We start from the raw sequence: 18306 nt of genomic DNA on the forward strand, positions 1-18306 counted from the left end.
GATGAGTTTTACTATGACCAGCTACCACAACAAAATAAGGTAGCTTAACTAGAGCAGAGTATCACTTATAAATAAGCTTTTAGTTGTTCAAACATGTGGGACCACCTCTATTCAACACTGCTAATATCCAGCATCAAATCGCTTTCGAATTACAACGTACATATAAAACCTTAAAGCACCATACACCACTGAATGTAGCGGTAGGAACAGGCAATATCTATGAAGATACGATTGACTATAGTCCGTCATCGGAAAGCTTAGGTGATCGTTATAAAGCCTTAGAAAGTGATCAGACTGCATTTACTATATCTGACCGAGTTCAATTTAATGATCAATGGTCAACTTTACTCGGTGGAAAACTTATTCATCTTGACGAACAAGCCTATAAGCCAGATGGCCAGCAAAGCCGAGATACCGATTTAAACAAGTTCTTGCCACAATTAGCACTCATGTATAGCCCAACTTCCGCGACTAATCTTTATGCTTCATATGCCAAAGGTTTATCAGATGGTGGCGAAGCTCCATGGTATGCAGAAGCGAATGCTTATCAAGTTCTATCACCTAGAAATTCTGAACAATATGAACTTGGTGTTAAGCAACAAATACGCAACTTTTTATTAACAGCAGCTATTTTTGATTTAAAACAAGATAATCAATATACGACTATAAATTCTGAAGGAAAATTAGAATTTGTTGAGCAAGGTGAACAACACAATCAAGGTATTGAGTTAGGTTTAACTGGTGCCCTAACCGATACACTCGACGTAAGTTCAGGGGTTACCTATACGAAATCACGTCTTGTTGATATTGATAATGACAGCTACAAAGGGCATCAAACTCAAAATGTACCAAAAGTCCGCGCAACTGCGCAGTTATCTTATAAAGTACCTTCAGTTGAAGGATTAAGATTATTGAGTGGTATGCAATACAGTAGCAGTAAATATGCAAACAAAGAGGGAACGGCAAAAGTAGGTGGTTATAGCGTCTTTAATATTGGTGCTGCCTATAAAACAAATTTTGCTGGGCATGACACAACTTTTAGATTCAATATTGATAACTTGTTTAATAAGAAATATTGGCGTGATGTAGGGGCATTTATGGGTGATGACTATTTATTCTTAGGTAATCCACGTACAGCCCAGTTCTCTACAACTTTCAGTTTTTAAAATATAGAACAAATAAAAAAGGAGCTTATAAAGCTCCTTTTTTATTTTCAGGAATTAAGCCGACATTTTTGGTTTAACCATATTATTAATCGACAAGATATCATCAAGCTCTTGTGCCGATAATAAACCTTCATTTTGAACTAAAGCCAATACGCTTTGTCCAGTTTCGTTTGCAGTTTTAGCAATACGAGTTGTAGTTTCATAACCTAGATATGGGTTAAGTGCAGTCACGATACCAATTGAGTTTTCAACCAAAGCTTTACAATGCTCAGGGTTCGCCGTAATTGTATCAATACACTTAGTTTGGAACATTGCCATTGCTTTACCGAGCAAGTCCATCGATTCAAATAGTTTGAATGCAATAAGTGGTTCCATTGCATTTAACTGTAATTGACCAGCCTCAGCAGCTAAAGTTACAGCCAAGTCATTTGCAATAATTTGGAAGCAAGCAAGGTTCATCGCTTCAGGAATAACAGGGTTTACTTTACCCGGCATGATCGAGCTACCCGGTTGGCGAGCTTCTAAATTAATTTCATTAATGCCAGTACGTGGACCACTTGAAAGTAAACGTAAGTCATTGGCAATTTTTGAAAGTTTAGTCGCGGTACGCTTTAATAAACCAGATAAAAGAACAAAGTCGCCCATATCTGAAGTTGCTTCGATTAGATCAGGGGCAGACTTAATTTTCTTACCAGAAATTTTTGCAAGTGCTTGAATAGCGAGTTCACGGTAACTATATTCAGTAGTAATTCCCGTACCAATCGCCGTACCACCAAGGTTCATATACGCTAAAACATTTGGAATAAGAGTATTAATTTGCTCAAGGTCTTTTTGTAAAGTTACTGCAAAAGCACCAAACTCTTGACCTAATGTCATAGGAACCGCATCTTGTAACTGCGTACGGCCCATTTTTAGGATGTGAGCAAATTCTTGAGATTTATTGCGGAAACTTAAGATTAAATTGTTAAAAGGAAGATTTAGTTCATCTAAGCTTAATAACAAACCTAAGCGAATCGCAGTAGGGTATACGTCATTTGTTGACTGTGACATGTTAATGTCGTTATTAGGATGCAAATACTGATATTGGCCTTTTGCATGTCCCATATATTCTAAAGCGACGTTTGCTAATACTTCATTTGCATTCATATTGGTTGAAGTACCAGCACCACCTTGCATCATATCTATCGGAAACTGATCATGAAAATTACCGCGAATCAGCTGATTACAGCTGTATTCAATTGCTTCAAATTTAGTCTGATCTAAGCTTTTAAGATTATAGTTCGCTTCAGCGCAAGCAAGCTTTACCATTGCTAAAGCTTTAATAAGGTGAGGGAAATTTCCGACCTTGCTTTGAGTTAAATTAAAGTTTTCTAAAGCACGTAATGTTTGAACTCCGTAGTAGTCGTTATTATTGATCTCTCTATAACCAATAAGATCCTTCTCAATACGGGTGGTAATTTCAGCGTTCATCATTAAACTTCGAATTAGTAAAGAAGATAATTCATATTAGATTTCGAAATGCTTCACTTCTAATGCATTTATCAAGTTAATTATGCATTTTTTGCATATCAAATTTTTAATTTTATAGAGAACTAACGAGGAGATTTCACTTACAACTATTAATTTAACTTAAATTTTATTATTTAAATTAATATCTTAATATTAAAATAAGGTTAATTAAAAAATTGCTTGATACATTGAAATGTCATCTAATTTTTGAAAAGCAACTTATTACAAAATTTAAGACTGATTAATTTAAGTGAAATATCAACTTAATTATCTTTATTATTAGCTTTTAAAGTGTAGCTTATCTAACAAATTTATATAAAAACGTGATGCATTTCACATAAAAACAACTATAATATGAAAAAATCTTAGTTTTAAGTTTATGTTAAAAGTCACAGCCGCATTAATTATCTTGGGAAGTTTTACATACTATGTACTTTTCCATGGTGAAGAGAAAAGTGAGTCTAAAACTTCTCGTCTGCTTAAAGAAGCAGAGCAATCTATCGCTTCTGCTGAAACCTCTGTAAATAAGGCCAATAGTATTGTACCCATATCTTATAAGTAGCTACAGCTCTTAGGTTAATCTTTTATATCTTTCATCAAAATATTGTTTTACTTAGACTTTTTTAAGGTTTAGGTAAAAGACTGTATGTATAGAGACAAAATTCATGAGAATGAAGTTTATCGCCTATGATCCCAATTCTGGGGAAAAATTAAGCTTAAAAGAGCATATTCACCACATGGATAAATACACCACTTATATCTTTTTTAGTGATGAAAATGACAATATGGTGTTCAATCCCCAGAAAAAGCAAGTTTTTGAAATTACTCAATATACTTCTAATATGATGGTTGAAATTTCAAGAAAGTTATATTACCTCATTGGTGAATATTAGAAATTCGGTTTTTATTCAATCTTAAGTTAAATACTTTAGTAGAATAGTCAGGTTTTATGGACTGAGCTATACTACAAGTATATCTTCTGATTTAAATGAATTTATTGAGTCAGAGAGTTTAATTCCTGAAATAAGCAAGATAGTCATTTTCAGTTTTACAGTCCGTATTCTTCCCCAAGGTGCGGACTTTTTTTATAAAAAATAAAACATGAGTAAAGCATAGGATTATTTCTATTTTTTATTACCTTAAAATTTGTTATTTACTTGCGTTATATGCTCCTTACTTTTTGATTTAAAATAATTTTTAGAGTAATAATTTTATATTTGTATGAGTTATTGAGTTAAATCAAAGTCTTTTATTCTCTTACGCTCTTTTCTATGTCAAAATTATTTAAATACTTACTTTTATTGTTTGGCTTTGCCAACCCTCCATCGCATTTTTGCAGGTACTCCCATGTTTTATAGTTTTTATTCATCTATTCAGCTATTTATTCAGCTTCCCAACCAGACAGATTAAGGACATAAATATAAAAAGGGAATGCATAAAATGAACTTAGAAGTACGTTGGGTAGAAGACCTTTTGACACTTGAGCGTGAGCGTTCTATTTCAAAAGCAGCCGAAAAACGATTTATTAGTCAATCTGCGTTTACGCGTAGAATTCAGCAAATAGAAGAGATGATCGGAGCTGAAGTTATTATTCGAAATAATAAAAATAATATTGAATTTACAGACATTGGGCGGATTATGCTGGTGATGTCTAAAAATATTGAAAAGCAGGTAGAAGAAACAGCAAAGCTGATTAAAAACATCAAAAATGAAACCGAATCTACGATTCGTTTCTGTGTTGTACACTCATTAGCCTCAGGTTTTTTAACCACTTTTTTAAAAAAATTCCCAACGTTTATGCGTGATTTAAAAATTGAAATTGTCGCAACGAATAGTGGTGAAGGCTTATCTCTTTTAAAAGAAGGTGCCTGCGATTTTATGATTTGCTATGCAGATCGATCTAATATTAATCGAGTTGGCGATGATATTTTAAGTGGTATCAAGATCGCTGAAACAGAGATTGTTCCAGTCTCAGCTACCGAAGCAGATCATACGCCTAAGCATACAATTCACAGTAATTTTTCATTACTTGCTTATAGTAAACATGCTTATTTGCGCAAATTGGTCGATCAATTAATTGAAGGTAAACTGATCTACAAAACCTTATATGAAACTGACAATGCCACCAACTTGAAAGAGCTTGTATTACAAGGTTTAGGTGTAGCATGGATTCCAAAAATTAATGTAGAGGAAGATCTCGCTACCGGAAAATTGGTCATGTTGGACCATAACGAATATTGTCTGCCACAAGATATTTATATTTTTAAAAATAACTTGAGTGATAACAAATCAGTTCAGCAAATCTGGAAGGGCTTCCAAACTCAACATGATTAAAATTTATAATGATATGTAATGTCCTCAAGATATTTACATACAAAGTAATCAATCAAAGAGCTCATACCTTTGTCTTTGTGATTAAAGGCTTTATAAAGCATTGCTCATGGTCTAGATTCTTTGTTAATTTAGTCCATATATCAATAATTCAGAAATCTAGTGAGCATTTTTAGATATGTTGTGCCTGATTTTATTCCTTTTGAATGGATTATTTGATCCAGACGGAGACAATTTTGTTTGATCTAGATAGTAGATTACTAAATATTTTTTATCATATTTATCGGTTTAAAAGTGTTTCAATGGCTGCTGATGCTATTGGCCTTACACAACCGAGCGTTAGTAATGGACTGAACAAAATCCGTCAGCATTTTAATGATCCACTTTTTATTCGTGTTGGGAATGAGATGATCCCAACCGAATTAGCAAAAGAGATTTTTCCACTCATTAGTGAAGTTATTGATAAAGTGGAAAGCATTAATAATTTTAGTGTGAATTTTGATCCGCTAACTTCAGATCAGCTTTTTACAATTGCGATGACAGATGTATCTCATCTAGTTTTATTACCACAATTAACAAACTATTTAAAAGAGAAAGCCCCTTTAATTCGCTTGAATATTAGGCCGATTACGCCAGAAACCAGCTATCAAATGGCAAATGGTGAGATTGATCTTGCAATTGGTTTTTTACCCCAATTAGAAGAAGGCTTTTATCAACAAAAGTTTTTTAAACAACATTATGTTGTGATTAGCTCTAAGAGCCATCCTCGTTTAGACCCAAATAATTTTACTTTAGATGATTATATGCGCGAGTATCATATCGATATTGACGCGGGAATTGGGCATTACCATATTAAAAATGAATTACAGAACAAAGGATTGGATCGAAATATTTTAATTCGATTACCGAGCTATCTTGGAGTGGGATTAGTCGTACAAGAAACAGATGCAATCGCAACGGTACCGTATTATTTAAGCCAAGTCTTATTGGTGAGAGAAAATTTACAGATTTTACCGGCACCTCTAGACTTTCCAACTTATGATGTTAAACAACATTGGCATATGTCTTGCCATCATAAAAGTAGTCATAAATGGTTCCGTCAAACCTGTTATGAACTTTTTAAAGTCTAAAAAAAGAAGATGTAAGAAAAATTCTTACATCTTCCGGGCACTTTAATTTTTAGATTTCAATTGCAACAGCTGTAGCTTCACCACCACCAATACATAATGCAGCAACACCTTTCTTCTTACCAAGGCGTTTTAAAGCATAGATAAGAGAAAGAATAATTCTTGAGCCAGTTGCGCCAATTGGATGGCCTAAAGCACAAGCACCGCCATGGACGTTTACTTTTGCTTCGTCAATCCCGAGTTCATGAATTGGCGCCATTGCTACCATTGCAAAAGCTTCATTAATTTCCCAAGCATCTACCTCATCAACAGACCAGCCAGCATGCTCAAGTACTTTTTGAATTGCACTAATTGGAGCAATGGTAAATTCGCTTGGATGTTGTGAGTGAGTAGAAGTTGCAACAATTTTTGCTAAAGTATTTAAACCATAGCTTTGAGCATATTCTTCAGTGGTGAGTACTAATGCAGCAGCACCATCAGAAATTGAGCTTGAGTTAGCTGCTGTAATTGTACCGTCTTTACTAAAAGCAGGACGTAAAGTTGGAATTTTCTCAAGATTCGCTTTTAGTGGTTGCTCATCTTGATCGATAATTTCAACACCTTTGCGTGTTTTTACTTCAACAGGAACAATCTCTTCTTTGAAGTAACCTTCCGTAATCGCAGTTTGCGCTTTTTTAAGTGAAGAAATTGCAAAGTCATCCATTTGCTCACGGGTAAAGCCTTTGGTATTTGCCATGTCTTGAGCAAAAGAACCCATTAAGCGGCCTGTTTCTGCATCTTCAAGACCATCTAAAAACATATGGTCCTTAATTTCACCATGACCCATACGGTAACCACCGCGAGCTTTCGGTAAAATATAAGGTGCATTGGTCATAGATTCCATACCGCCAGCTACAATAATATTGGCACTGCCTGCTTTTAGAGTATCTGATGCCATTAAAACCGCTTTCATGGCAGAGCCACAAAGTTTATTAATGGTCACAGCTCCCACAAGGTCAGGCACGCCAGCTTTACGCATGGCTTGACGAGCAGGGCCTTGACCAATACCTGCACTCAATACACAACCAAAAATAACTTCATCTACTTGTTCAGGGGAAACACCTGCACGTCGGATCGATTCACGGATAACAGCAGCGCCAAGTTCTGGTGCAGTTAAAGCCGATAGGCTGCCTTGAAAACCGCCCATTGCAGTACGGCTACCTGAAACTATAACAATTGAACTCATCTTAATATCTCTTATTGATGTATTCGCTAAATTTTCCTTTAGCCGAAACTAAAGGCGCCAGTAAATTAAAAAGTAGGTGGGGTGTAGCTAAGAGTTCTTCCAAAGAACCATAATAAAAATAAAACTAACGGAAAATGCACAACGAGCTGAGTGACTGTAAAACCAATCACATCTTTTGCTTTTAGTTTTAGAATGCCTAACATTGGAAGCATAAAGAACGGATTGATTAAGTTCGGTAAAGCTTCGGCTGCATTATAAATTTGTACAGACCAGCCTAAATGAACTTTTAAATCATTTGCTGCTTGCATGACATATGGGGCTTCAATAATCCATTTTCCACCGCCAGATGGGACAAAGAACCCAAGGATGGCAGAGTAAATTCCCATCACAATTGCAAAGGTTTCTTTTGAAGCGATTGAAACGAAAAACTCAGCTATATAATGCGACAGCGATAAATCTTGACTGTTTAAAGCTTGCGTCATAATAAAAGCGATGCTTCCGTAAAGTGGAAACTGAATTAAGATTCCTGATACAGCTGGAACTGCCTTTGAAACAGCATTTAAGAAGTTTCGTGGTGTGCCATGCAAGGCTAGACCAAGCATTAAGAACACAAAGTTGTAGGTGTTTAAACTTGAAATAGCAATGATTGGATTACTTTTTGAAAATTCAAAAAACATCCAGATTAAGCCTAATGCGACCACAATAATTGTTAAGATAGGTGAGTTTTCTAACCAGTCACCTGGACGATTAGATTTTTCATCATGGGGTTTGTCTTCTTCAAATTGAACATCAAAACTATCAATCGTTTTAACATTATTACCTTTTGGAGCTGACCAATAGGCGATTGCAATTGAAACAATCACCAAAATAATGGTCATCGCAATTGATTGCCAAAGGAAAATCGTTTCAGTAAATGGAATAACGCCAGTTAGGTTGTAAATTGACTCAGGCAGACTAGTTTTATTCGCTTGAAGCTGTGCTGCCGAAGAGCTAATTCCCAGTGCCCATGTTGCTCCCATACCAATGATTGCCGCCGCTGCTGCTGCACGGTAATCCATATTCAGCTCTTTACGTTTCGCTAATGCGATCACTAAAAGTGCAGTAAGAATCGTGCTTACTGCCCAATTGACCAGTGAAATTAACAAGCTGACGGTTGCAACTAAAACAATAGCACCACGTCCAGAATTTGGAATACGTGCCATTTTTTGAATGAGGTATTTTACGGGCTTAGATACAGAAACGACATAACCTACAATGATGAGCATCGTCATTTGCAGAGTAAAGGGAATAAGACTCCAGAAACCGTTACCGAAGGAAGTCGCGACATCGTGAATAGGCGCACCAATACCTAAAGCGGCAATAGACACAATAATGACGCCAAGTAATGCAAAAATATATGAATCAGGAAACCATTTTTCAGACCAGTCACTAATCCGAAGAGCAAATCTTTCAAAAATTCCTTGCTGTTTTTCCATAGCTGAAAAAATCCTTCTCGTTCTTATTTATAGACAGCACATCCGGTGCTTAAAAGGGCTAAGACTTAAGCTCACTTTCTAACTTAAGTCTTATCTGGCTTACTAAAAATTAAAATTTACGCGACTAAGGTTTTATAAAACTCAACACCTGTAGCAGCTTGAATCTGTTCAAGCGTGACATCTTTAGCAAGTTCAATCAGCTCTACGCCTTGTGGTGTAATGTCCATTACACCTAAGTCAGTAATGACGCGATGAACCACACCTTTACCTGTTAAAGGTAGGCTACAGTTTTTAACGATCTTTGGCGTACCATCTTTTGCACAGTGTTCCATAAGCACTACAACTTTTTGGACACCAACAACCAAGTCCATTGCACCGCCCATACCTTTGACTTTCTTGCCAGGAATCATCCAGTTCGCTAAGTCACCATTTTCGGAAACTTCCATTGCACCTAAAATTGCAATGTTGACATGGCCACCGCGGATCATGGCAAAAGATTCTGAGCTTGAGAAAAAAGCAGCACCAGGGCGAGCAGTAACCGTTTGTTTACCGGCGTTAATTAAATCGGCATCGACAGTTTCTTCAGTCGGGAATTCACCAATGCCTAATAGACCATTTTCAGATTGAAGCCAAACATTAATATTTTCAGGAATATAATTAGCAACTAGGGTAGGTAAGCCAATACCTAAATTGACATAAAAACCGTCTTCAAGTTCTTTTGCAGCACGTTGTGCCATTTCATTACGTGACCAAGCCATTTTATACTGCCTCCGTGCTTAAAGTTTTATGCTCAATACGTTTTTCAGGTGACGCATTAAGTACAATGCGGTTTACATAGATACCCGCTAAATGGATCTCATCCGGATCTAATTCACCAATTTCAACAACCTGTTCAACTTCGGCAATTGTAATTTTTCCAGCCATCGCACATTCAGGGTTAAAATTCTGAGCAGTTTTACGGAACACTAAGTTACCAGCCTTGTCTGCCTTATAGGCCTTAACGAGGGCAACATCTGCTGTTAAAGATTCTTCTAAAATGTAGTTTTTGCCATTAAAGATACGTTCTTCTTTACCTTCTGCAATGAGTGTACCAACGCCGGTTTGTGTATAAAACGCCGGAATTCCAGCACCGCCAGCACGTAACTTTTCAGCTAAAGTACCTTGTGGAGTAAGTTCTACATCAAGTTCACCATTTAAATATTGGCGCTCAAATTCTTTGTTTTCACCAACATAAGAAGAGATCATTTTTTTGATCTGTTTGGTTTGAAGCAATATACCTAAGCCGAAATCATCTACACCTGCGTTATTTGAAATACATGTGAGACCAGTCACACCACTTTGCTTAACTGCAACAATCAGTTTTTCCGGAATTCCACATAAACCAAAACCACCTACGGCAAGTGTTTGATTATCTGCAATAACGTCTTTTAGTGCTGCCTCTGCATTGGCATAAACTTTATTCATTCTATTGTTATCCTATATCCCTTAGTAATCTTAGTTTTAGCATCACATTTTGCGTTATAGAAGTTAATTTTTTTAAATGATTAATAAGTATAATCAATGAATGGTTTCAAATCGTCTACAAAAGATCAGACGAACATAAAGAAAAATACTTTAAAAAATCACCTCATATCATTGAAAATTATAATAATTAATAATTTTAGCTTAAGCGTATGCTTAGCTCATCCTAAAAAGCAGTCTTTAATTTTTTAAAATTTATATTGAATCAAAGCTTCAATAAATTGAGTCGAAATATTTGAAATTTCAAAGTTCTTTTTATAAACAATTCCTACAGTCTTATGAATAGATTCATCCTTTAACTCAATGAGTACGTTATGTTCTTTATCAATGTGTTTAGCAAAATGCCTTGGAATTGCACTCACCCCAATTCCATAAGCCACAAAGCTTGAGAGTGATGAAATTTGATGACATTCAACTTTCAAATCGAGCGTTATATTATTTCGCAAACAATTCTGCTCAACCAAATATCGAACAATTGAAGGTTTTTGCAATGTCACGAATGGATTTGAACAAAGCTCTTGCCATGTAATAGAAGATGATTGAGCAAGTGGGTGAGTCTTTGGTAATAGAGCTAAGAAATCTTCTTCAAATAGTGGTTTGAACTCTAGGCCTTCGGTGAGATCAGGTTCAAAGCAGATACCAAGCTCAAAAATACCGTCTTGTACTTTTTCTATAATGGTCTCATTTGGAATATCTTGAATTGAAAAGTTCAAGTTGGGATGAAGTTCTAAAAATTGATGAATTACTTCAGGCAGAATCGCATGAGTCACGAAGGGCATTGAAGCGATACTTAAAGTTCCACGATTGAGCTTAAAACGTTGTTTAACATCGTTTTCCATTTCATCCCAATTGGCGAGTAATTTTTTAGCGTAGGGAATAAGGGATTTACCTTCTTGGGTAAGCTCAACACGGCGAGTATTACGGTTAAATAGTTTTCCGCCTAATTCTTCTTCTAAGCTTTTGATAGTAAGACTTAAAGCAGACTGGCTGAGATGTAGCTCTAATGATGCATTAGCATAGTTGAGTGTACGCGCAAGGGCTAAAAAAGCTTTTAATTGTTTAAGCGTCATTTCTATCCTTTAGATTGCCCAACTCATCTAGAAGGGTAATTTATACGAAAATTTGTCTAATATGATGTTTTTTTGACAAAAAAATAAAAATAAAGCAGGGGACAATAGGCTGAGCTACTTCAGTAAATTTTCCCAACAAAACTCATCTGTGTTATTAGCAAAGTATAGAGCCATTCCAACTACATGGAAAAACAAATAACCTAGCCAAATTGCTTGAGGAGCAACTTTTAAGCCTTCTAATAAAATAGTTGTTGAATAGATTGCTAACAAAAAGGTGAAGAGAATAATGTATGTAGCACTCGCTACAAATTTATATTTTGGTGCTAATTGAGGGATTTTATAACCAATCAAAATTTGCATACCGCAATTTATGATCAATGAAAGTATAGCTACAATGACTTGTGGCGTATTTAGGTATGTTAAAGAGAGTTGCGTAATTATGAAAATAATTTGCCACAGTACAAACATCCCCAAAGGGTATATTATAAATTTAATCCATATCATATTTTGTTTTCTTATCAAGATTTTATATTGTTATTCTATTGAATAATCTAAATTAAATAAATGCTATTTTTAAAAATAAAGAGTATAAATTTGTCCACCCCCATAAAGATAAAAAGATGAATAAAGCTAAAAATTAGACGTCAAAAAATTAAATGCGCATCCTTAATGAGTGAACGGCACTTTTATAATTTAGTTAGTAAGTATCCAAAAGAATATATTAATTTTTACTATTTTGAGATAAGGCTTTATAAAAATCATATGAAAGGTTTGAACATGTCATTGTCATTGGTTTTTGATTCATTTGAGTAAGGCCTAAATTGAATATTTTTTACTATCAATTAAACTATCATTTTGTATATAAATTACTGTAATTAGATGGCTACAACTACACATAGTTCAATATATATTTCACGTCCAAGTAATTACGAGGGAGATGGAACTGACGATAAAGAAGAATTTATTGAGACATGCAATATCCGTTTTAAAGATATGTTTAAAGATCAAAAATCAATCTCCACACTGTCTGAAATTGAAAAAAAATACTTTGAAAAGTGTGTTTCAGCTTCAAATGATAAATATGCTGCTGAGGAAGTTATTTATGATATTGGAGTTGGTTTTGCGGTACTAATTGTTTTGCTGGGTATAGGCTGGGGATTCTATGAGGCAAAAAAATCTTTAAATACCCCAATGATAATTAATCCCAAGGAAAACACTGAGAATGGTACCAATGGAGACCATATCACTAACGGAGTCATCATAGTCCTTTTTTCCATAATTATTGCTGCATTTATTTATCTAATTTTTAGTTTTGTTTCCGGAATATGGATATCAATTAAATATTAAAGTTTGCAGAGATGTATATGGGCTTGAAAAGGATAAGCCGATTAGTTCTAGTCTTGGTGTGGCTAAATAAGTAGAAGATAAGGTAAAGAAAATCACTATGGGGGTCGTGAAATCTTTTGTGGTCTCTATTGTAGGTATTGATGCATATCAAACATCTCATATTGGTTCAATCAGGTCTAGTGTGTATGGGGTAGGGCGCTATATGAACTGATAGTTTTTTATTTTCTGAACTGTTAAGTTTTAGTCATAATTAAAAGGAGTAATTTCATGAAAAAGATAATTTCATTAAGCTTAATTTTTTCATTAAGTGGATGTGTAAGCCCAACTACCCAAATTACTAATAATAAATTTAGCGAAATACAGCCTTCTATACCTCTAGTGTCAGGGGTATGGACGATTTCAATCGGCCCAAGCATATCAACCATAAAACTTGACGCAGATGGTAATGGAATACTTTGCGACGATACTAGTGGACATGTAGTATTCAATAAAGTTAAGTATTTTAATAATATAATTTATCTTCAAAATGGTATGGTTTTAGAAGTTAAGTTTCTTAACAAAGATATACTCGAAGCTAGAACAATTTTAAGTGCCTCTACTTCAAATATGATTTATAAAGCTGATAACGACTTAAAGGCAGCTTCACTAAAATGTGTTAAAGAAATATAGATACCACTTTATAAATTTGCTGCCATAAGGCCAAATAATCAACGGACCTTTTTCATCGCCCAGTCTGATACATCCATTTTTATCTGCTATAAGCTTTCCATGTGCTGAAGCCATCATTGAAATATTACTTTTCGTATTGCTTGTAATAAGTATCGGTTGAATAGAAACCTCTTCATGGTTAGTTATAGTAGGCTTTACCATGCAAGATGTTAGGCTAAAAGCAGTTAAAGAGGCTAAGATTTGAATTTTCATATAGGGGCTTTTTTCTTTAGTTTTTAGTAAGAGGTTCTATAAATTGATTGATAATAACGCCTTTACTTAAATCACATGTAGTATCAGGTTTAATTATCCATTTGTAGTTGTTCAAATTAACGGGATAAGCTTCTCCGCTCCCATAAGCAATCGTGTCACCATCTTTATATTCTTTTGAGTCAACAATTAAAAGATACTTATTGCTATTCCAATGAGCATCTTTAGTTGCAAAAATAGGAATCACTCGATCATTTGTATTCATTAAATAAACACAAGAGCCTTCAATCTTGATTTGTGCCTCACTATAGCTTGCATTATCAGCATTACCAGAGTAACCAATTTTTGGAACAATAACCTTATTTTGAGCCAGAGAAGTATCGGTACATCCATTAAGTAGGATGATCAATCCAGTTTGAAGAGTGAACAAAATATTTCTTTTATTCATAACTTATATACTAGTGAAAAGTCTAAATTATAAATTCTATCAGTAGACATGTAATAGTATTCATTACATTGTCTAACTCTAGTGACAGAAGTAGAAGTTATCTTTAATAAACAAGCGCCGTTTTCGAGTAAAGATGAGAATATTAAAAACACGACTCTATATTCCTGTTCTAATCTTTTGATGATTAAGCTTCAAATTGCTTTATTCAAATAAAGATAAAAAATTATCTGCGCAATATTTCAAAAGAATAAGATGAATTATATTTATCAAATTATTTTAAAAAATATATTATTTAATTATCTTTATTAAATAATATGTTTGGTATTAATTTAATTTACTCAACAATTAATAAGTTTTATCAAATAATAATAGCTTTTAAATAATAAAATTTTACTAACAAATTAACTTAAATGTTTGTATTGTATGTATATTTTAAAATTTAAATAAATTACATTGTTTTTAAATATTTTAGTGATATTTTATTTTTAAGCTCATTTACCTATTACCACTTATAGATACTGTGATTTTATCATTTTAGGTTTGGGATAACCTAAATATCTTTTGGTAATTTTATTGAACCTAATATCTATTCTTTATGGAGAAAGAATATATGTGGGAATTATTTGTAATTCTACTTTCGCTTGGGCTGTTAATGTATACAGCTTACAAGGGCTTTTCAGTCATTCTCATGGCACCAATTTGTGCCTTACTTGCTGTTCTACTCATTAACCCTGCCAATGTCTTACCGTTTTATTCGGGTGTATTTATGCCCAAAATGGTGAACTTTATTAAAGATTACTTTCTTGTATTTTTACTCGGGGCAATTTTCGGTAAAGTCGTTGAGATGTCAGGAATTGCTGAGTCTATTGCACGAACTATTGTGAGATGGATTGGAGCAAAAAAAGCAATTTTAACCGTTGTATTGTTAGGTGCAATTTTAACATATAGCGGTGTAAGTTTATTTGTTGCTGTATTTGCCATTTATCCTTTTGCAAACCAGCTTTTTAGACAAGCGAATATTCCAAAACGTTTAATTCCGGGAACCATCGCGCTCGGTGCATTTACATTTACCATGGATGCATTACCAGGTACGCCACAAATTCAAAACGTAATTCCAACTACATTCTTTGGCACCAATATTTATGCTGCACCATTTCTAGGAATTATCGGTGCTATCTTTGTTCTATGCATGGGTTTGGCTTACTTAGAATGGCGTCGCCGTGCAGCTGTAAAAGCTGGTGAGGGATACTCTGGTTTTGGTGTAGACGATACGCCGTCTCAAGAAATTGAAGCCGATATGAACTTACAAAATAACGGAAGTACGGCGCGTCAGTTTTTAGCTTTTGTACCTCTTATTCTTGTTGCTGTAATGAACAAATATTTGTCTAAAGCAATCAAAGAGTGGTATCCAAATGGTTTTGATTTTGCCACTGTCGGTCTAGCGGATTACACCGTGGATGTTGCGAAAACTGGTGCGATCTGGGCGGTGGGCCTTGCGCTGATTGTTGGGATTATTTCTGCAATTTTGTTTGATTATCAGCGTGTAGTGACGAATTTTAAAGAGGGCATTAATGCCAGTATTGGTGGCTCACTTTTAGCAGTGATGAATACGGCTTCTGAGTATGGTTTCGGTGCAATTATTGCGTCATTACCGGGTTTTGCTCTGATTAGCCATGCAATGAGCAGTACCTTTACAAATCCATTAGTCAATGGGGCTGTGACCACAACCGTTTTAGCGGGTATTACCGGTTCAGCTTCAGGTGGTATGAGTATCGCTTTAAGTGCGATGGCTGAACAATATAACGCCGCGATTTTAGCTGCGGGTATTCCACCAGAAGTCATGCACCGTGTGGTTGCGATGGCGTCAGGCGGTATGGATACACTTCCGCATAATGGTGCTGTTATTACTTTACTGGCTGTTACTGGGTTAACCCATAAACAATCGTATAAAGATATTTTTGCAGTTACGGTAATTAAAACATTAGCGGTATTTGTGGTCATTACGGTCTTTACCGTAACGGGTATTGTTTAAATCAGCGCGTTATAAGTATTAAGGAGTAAATAGATGACGAAACTTTTAGAAGGTAAGGTCGCTTTTATTACAGGTTCTGCAAGTGGTATCGGTCTAGAGATTGCTAAGAAATTTGCTCAAGAAGGTGCCAAAGTTGCTATTTCTGATATGAATGCTGAAAAGTGTCAAGAAACGGCGAACTCACTTAAAGAGCAAGGTTTTGATGCATTATCTGCACCATGCGATGTGACTGATGAAGATGCTTATAAACAAGCCATTGAGCTTACTCAAAAGACTTTTGGTACGGTTGATATCTTAATTAATAATGCTGGTTTCCAACACGTTTCATCTATTGAAGAGTTTCCAACGGCTGTTTTTCAAAAGTTGGTTCAGGTCATGTTAACTGGGGCGTTTATTGGCATTAAACATGTTTTTCCAATTATGAAAGCTCAAAAATATGGTCGTATTATTAATATGGCCTCAATTAATGGCTTGATTGGTTTCGCTGGAAAAGCAGGTTATAACAGTGCTAAACACGGCGTAATTGGCCTAACAAAAGTTGCGGCATTAGAATGTGCACGCGATGGTATTACGGTAAATGCTCTATGCCCGGGTTATGTAGATACACCGTTGGTTCGTGGTCAAATTGCAGATTTGGCTAAAACCCGTAATGTGAGTTTAGACAGCGCACTTGAAGATGTAATTTTGGCAATGGTTCCTCAAAAGCGTTTGCTATCTGTTGAAGAAATTGCTGACTATGCGATTTTCCTTGCGAGTAGCAAAGCAGGTGGGGTAACAGGCCAAGCTGTTGTTATGGATGGTGGTTACACCGCTCAATAATTTAAATATTTTATAAAAGCCGCTTATTTAAAATAGGCGGCTTTTTTATTCGTTAAAAATTTACGATAGTCTGCTGTTCAAAATAATGATTTATCTCTACTCTATTTGCTTATAAAAATCTAATAAAATAAATTTTTTAAGGTATGAAATTATACTTTAAAGGTATTTAACTTATTTCCATTTTTAAAATTTAATAGAGTATGAGAAAGTAATCTTTACTCTCTTTCTTGATTCGATATTTTTCAGGAAAACTCGTCAATTAAAGGATATTAATTGGCATACAAGTTGCTTTTTAAGCAATAAGTTATTTAGCTAGGTGAAAAGGATATGATATCACTCAGCCAACAGATGGAACTCAATCATTATTCACGCAAAGCTGAATTTGCGCAGAATTTGATGTCCACAATTTGTGGTGAACACCGTCTAGATACAATTTACAAAGACACTCTCGATTTTCACTATGACGGAATGCGTTTGCCCAATAAAAAAATGGCGATCGGAACAATCAGTTATGGTGCAAATGTTGCCATCAACATCTCAAATTTAAAAGCGTATAGCATTAGTTTGCCTATACAAGGTCGACAAGCTCTCAACATTCGTGGTGCCCATTATCAATCTGATGAAAACAGAGGCCTCATTGTTTCAAATAACGATCAGCAAGATTTGATTATCGATAAAGACTGTAGAAAATTTCAGGTCGTTATTCCTGAGCGGAGTATGCAGATTGTCCTTGCAGATCTACTGAATAAACCTATAGAAACGCCTATCATTTTTAACCCTGAAATGCACTTAGACTCTGAGCAACTGATTGGAGCGTGGTGGAAGAATATTCAGAATTTTTTACAGCTAAAATCGCAATATAGTAATTTTTATGGTTTACAGATGTTATCTGAAGACTATGAAAATTTTGTAATTAAAGCCTTACTATTATCTCAAGAAAACAACTACTCTGAAGCTTTAAAGTCACTCTCACATCAAGATGAGCCAGCTTATATTCGAAAGGTTCGTAATTTTATTATTGAACATGCTCACGAAGAAATCTGTGCAGAAGACTTGCAGCGTTTGGCTGGGGTTTCAAAATCAAAATTGTATGATGAATTTCAACAATACTACGGCACCAGCCCAATGTCGTATTTGAAAAAATATCGTCTTCAACAAATTTACAAAATCTTGAGCACTACAGGAGCAGATAAAAAGGTTTCTATTTCAAAGCTTGCGTATGACTGGGGCTTTAACCATTTAAGCCGTTTTTCTCAAGAATATCGTGAAGAGTTTGGAGAAAATCCAAGTGAGACTAAAGGCAAAATTTTCTAATGTT

At 35.0% G+C, this 18306-nt stretch carries 19 protein-coding genes and 1 pseudogene; 12 read left to right on the forward strand and 8 right to left on the reverse strand.

Annotated elements, in window-relative coordinates:
- Nucleotides 1-110 precede the first annotated feature (110 nt).
- Nucleotides 111-1166 (forward strand): annotated as a pseudogene (locus WBW42_RS12645) (TonB-dependent receptor); the annotation flags it as partial.
- A gap of 54 nt (nt 1167-1220) precedes the next feature.
- On the opposite strand, the gene WBW42_RS12650 reads toward WBW42_RS12645, so the two are convergent.
- Nucleotides 1221-2639 carry an aspartate ammonia-lyase gene (locus WBW42_RS12650; protein ID WP_032062280.1) on the reverse strand — a complete coding sequence of 473 codons (1419 nt, stop codon included), beginning with the start codon at nt 2637-2639 and terminating at the stop codon, nt 1221-1223.
- Between the two features lie 415 nt (nt 2640-3054).
- On the opposite strand from WBW42_RS12650, the gene WBW42_RS12655 reads away from it, so the two are divergent.
- The 4 genes from WBW42_RS12655 (at nt 3055) to WBW42_RS12670 (ending at nt 6136) form a co-directional block, all read left to right on the forward strand.
- Nucleotides 3055-3237, forward strand: a complete 183-nt coding sequence (locus WBW42_RS12655) for a hypothetical protein (RefSeq protein WP_002113649.1) — start codon at nt 3055-3057, stop codon at nt 3235-3237.
- A 109-nt stretch (nt 3238-3346) separates the two neighbouring features.
- Entirely contained in the window at nt 3347-3568 is a 222-nt protein-coding gene (locus tag WBW42_RS12660; protein ID WP_014206692.1) for a hypothetical protein, read from the forward strand.
- A 547-nt stretch (nt 3569-4115) separates the two neighbouring features.
- Nucleotides 4116-5009, forward strand: coding sequence for a LysR substrate-binding domain-containing protein (locus WBW42_RS12665; RefSeq protein ID WP_032057462.1), 894 nt, complete (start codon nt 4116-4118; stop codon nt 5007-5009).
- A 233-nt stretch (nt 5010-5242) separates the two neighbouring features.
- Entirely contained in the window at nt 5243-6136 is an 894-nt protein-coding gene (locus WBW42_RS12670) for a LysR family transcriptional regulator (protein ID WP_003651675.1), read from the forward strand.
- A 49-nt stretch (nt 6137-6185) separates the two neighbouring features.
- On the opposite strand, the gene WBW42_RS12675 is transcribed toward WBW42_RS12670, so the two are convergent.
- The 6 genes from WBW42_RS12675 to WBW42_RS12700 form a co-directional block, all read right to left on the reverse strand.
- Nucleotides 6186-7358: a thiolase family protein gene (locus WBW42_RS12675; protein ID WP_284105459.1), complete on the reverse strand. Its 1173-nt coding sequence runs from the start codon at nt 7356-7358 to the stop codon at nt 6186-6188.
- Nucleotides 7359-7423: 65 nt separating this feature from the next.
- On the reverse strand, nt 7424-8833 hold the full coding sequence (locus WBW42_RS12680) for a short-chain fatty acid transporter (protein WP_032057458.1): 1410 nt from the start codon (nt 8831-8833) through the stop codon (nt 7424-7426).
- Between the two features lie 116 nt (nt 8834-8949).
- Nucleotides 8950-9591 (reverse strand): 3-oxoacid CoA-transferase subunit B, encoded by a 642-nt coding sequence (locus tag WBW42_RS12685; protein WP_014206696.1) that lies wholly within the window; start codon nt 9589-9591, stop codon nt 8950-8952.
- Nucleotide 9592: 1 nt separating this feature from the next.
- Nucleotides 9593-10297 carry a CoA transferase subunit A gene (locus tag WBW42_RS12690; RefSeq protein WP_032057457.1) on the reverse strand — a complete coding sequence of 235 codons (705 nt, stop codon included), beginning with the start codon at nt 10295-10297 and terminating at the stop codon, nt 9593-9595.
- Between the two features lie 245 nt (nt 10298-10542).
- Nucleotides 10543-11424 (reverse strand): LysR family transcriptional regulator, encoded by an 882-nt coding sequence (locus WBW42_RS12695; protein WP_002113536.1) that lies wholly within the window; start codon nt 11422-11424, stop codon nt 10543-10545.
- Between the two features lie 114 nt (nt 11425-11538).
- A complete protein-coding gene (locus WBW42_RS12700; protein WP_025465552.1) occupies nt 11539-11928 on the reverse strand; it encodes a hypothetical protein in 390 nt (129 codons plus the stop codon).
- Between the two features lie 489 nt (nt 11929-12417).
- On the opposite strand from WBW42_RS12700, the gene WBW42_RS12705 reads away from it, so the two are divergent.
- The 3 genes from WBW42_RS12705 to WBW42_RS12715 all read left to right on the forward strand — a co-directional run bounded on the left by WBW42_RS12705 (nt 12418) and on the right by WBW42_RS12715 (nt 13440).
- Nucleotides 12418-12771, forward strand: coding sequence for a hypothetical protein (locus WBW42_RS12705; RefSeq protein ID WP_078225433.1), 354 nt, complete (start codon nt 12418-12420; stop codon nt 12769-12771).
- 97 nt (nt 12772-12868) lie between these two features.
- On the forward strand, nt 12869-12982 hold the full coding sequence (locus WBW42_RS12710) for a hypothetical protein (RefSeq protein WP_128839948.1): 114 nt from the start codon (nt 12869-12871) through the stop codon (nt 12980-12982).
- A gap of 56 nt (nt 12983-13038) precedes the next feature.
- Nucleotides 13039-13440: a J517_1871 family lipoprotein gene (locus WBW42_RS12715; protein WP_032057456.1), complete on the forward strand. Its 402-nt coding sequence runs from the start codon at nt 13039-13041 to the stop codon at nt 13438-13440.
- 268 nt (nt 13441-13708) lie between these two features.
- Here WBW42_RS12715 and WBW42_RS12720 read toward each other — a convergent pair whose 3' ends face one another.
- Entirely contained in the window at nt 13709-14137 is a 429-nt protein-coding gene (locus WBW42_RS12720; protein WP_032057455.1) for a hypothetical protein, read from the reverse strand.
- An 81-nt stretch (nt 14138-14218) separates the two neighbouring features.
- On the opposite strand from WBW42_RS12720, the gene WBW42_RS12725 reads away from it, so the two are divergent.
- The 4 genes from WBW42_RS12725 (at nt 14219) to WBW42_RS12740 (ending at nt 18302) form a co-directional block, all read left to right on the forward strand.
- Nucleotides 14219-14350: a hypothetical protein gene (locus WBW42_RS12725; protein WP_002113882.1), complete on the forward strand. Its 132-nt coding sequence runs from the start codon at nt 14219-14221 to the stop codon at nt 14348-14350.
- A 397-nt stretch (nt 14351-14747) separates the two neighbouring features.
- Nucleotides 14748-16169 carry a GntP family permease gene (locus WBW42_RS12730; RefSeq protein WP_032057558.1) on the forward strand — a complete coding sequence of 474 codons (1422 nt, stop codon included), beginning with the start codon at nt 14748-14750 and terminating at the stop codon, nt 16167-16169.
- 33 nt (nt 16170-16202) lie between these two features.
- Nucleotides 16203-16988 carry a 3-hydroxybutyrate dehydrogenase gene (locus WBW42_RS12735; protein WP_032057560.1) on the forward strand — a complete coding sequence of 262 codons (786 nt, stop codon included), beginning with the start codon at nt 16203-16205 and terminating at the stop codon, nt 16986-16988.
- A gap of 327 nt (nt 16989-17315) precedes the next feature.
- Nucleotides 17316-18302 (forward strand): AraC family transcriptional regulator, encoded by a 987-nt coding sequence (locus tag WBW42_RS12740; RefSeq protein ID WP_005069281.1) that lies wholly within the window; start codon nt 17316-17318, stop codon nt 18300-18302.
- Nucleotides 18303-18306: the final 4 nt, after the last annotated feature.

It is taken from the genome of Acinetobacter sp. LT1, assembly GCF_059800965.1.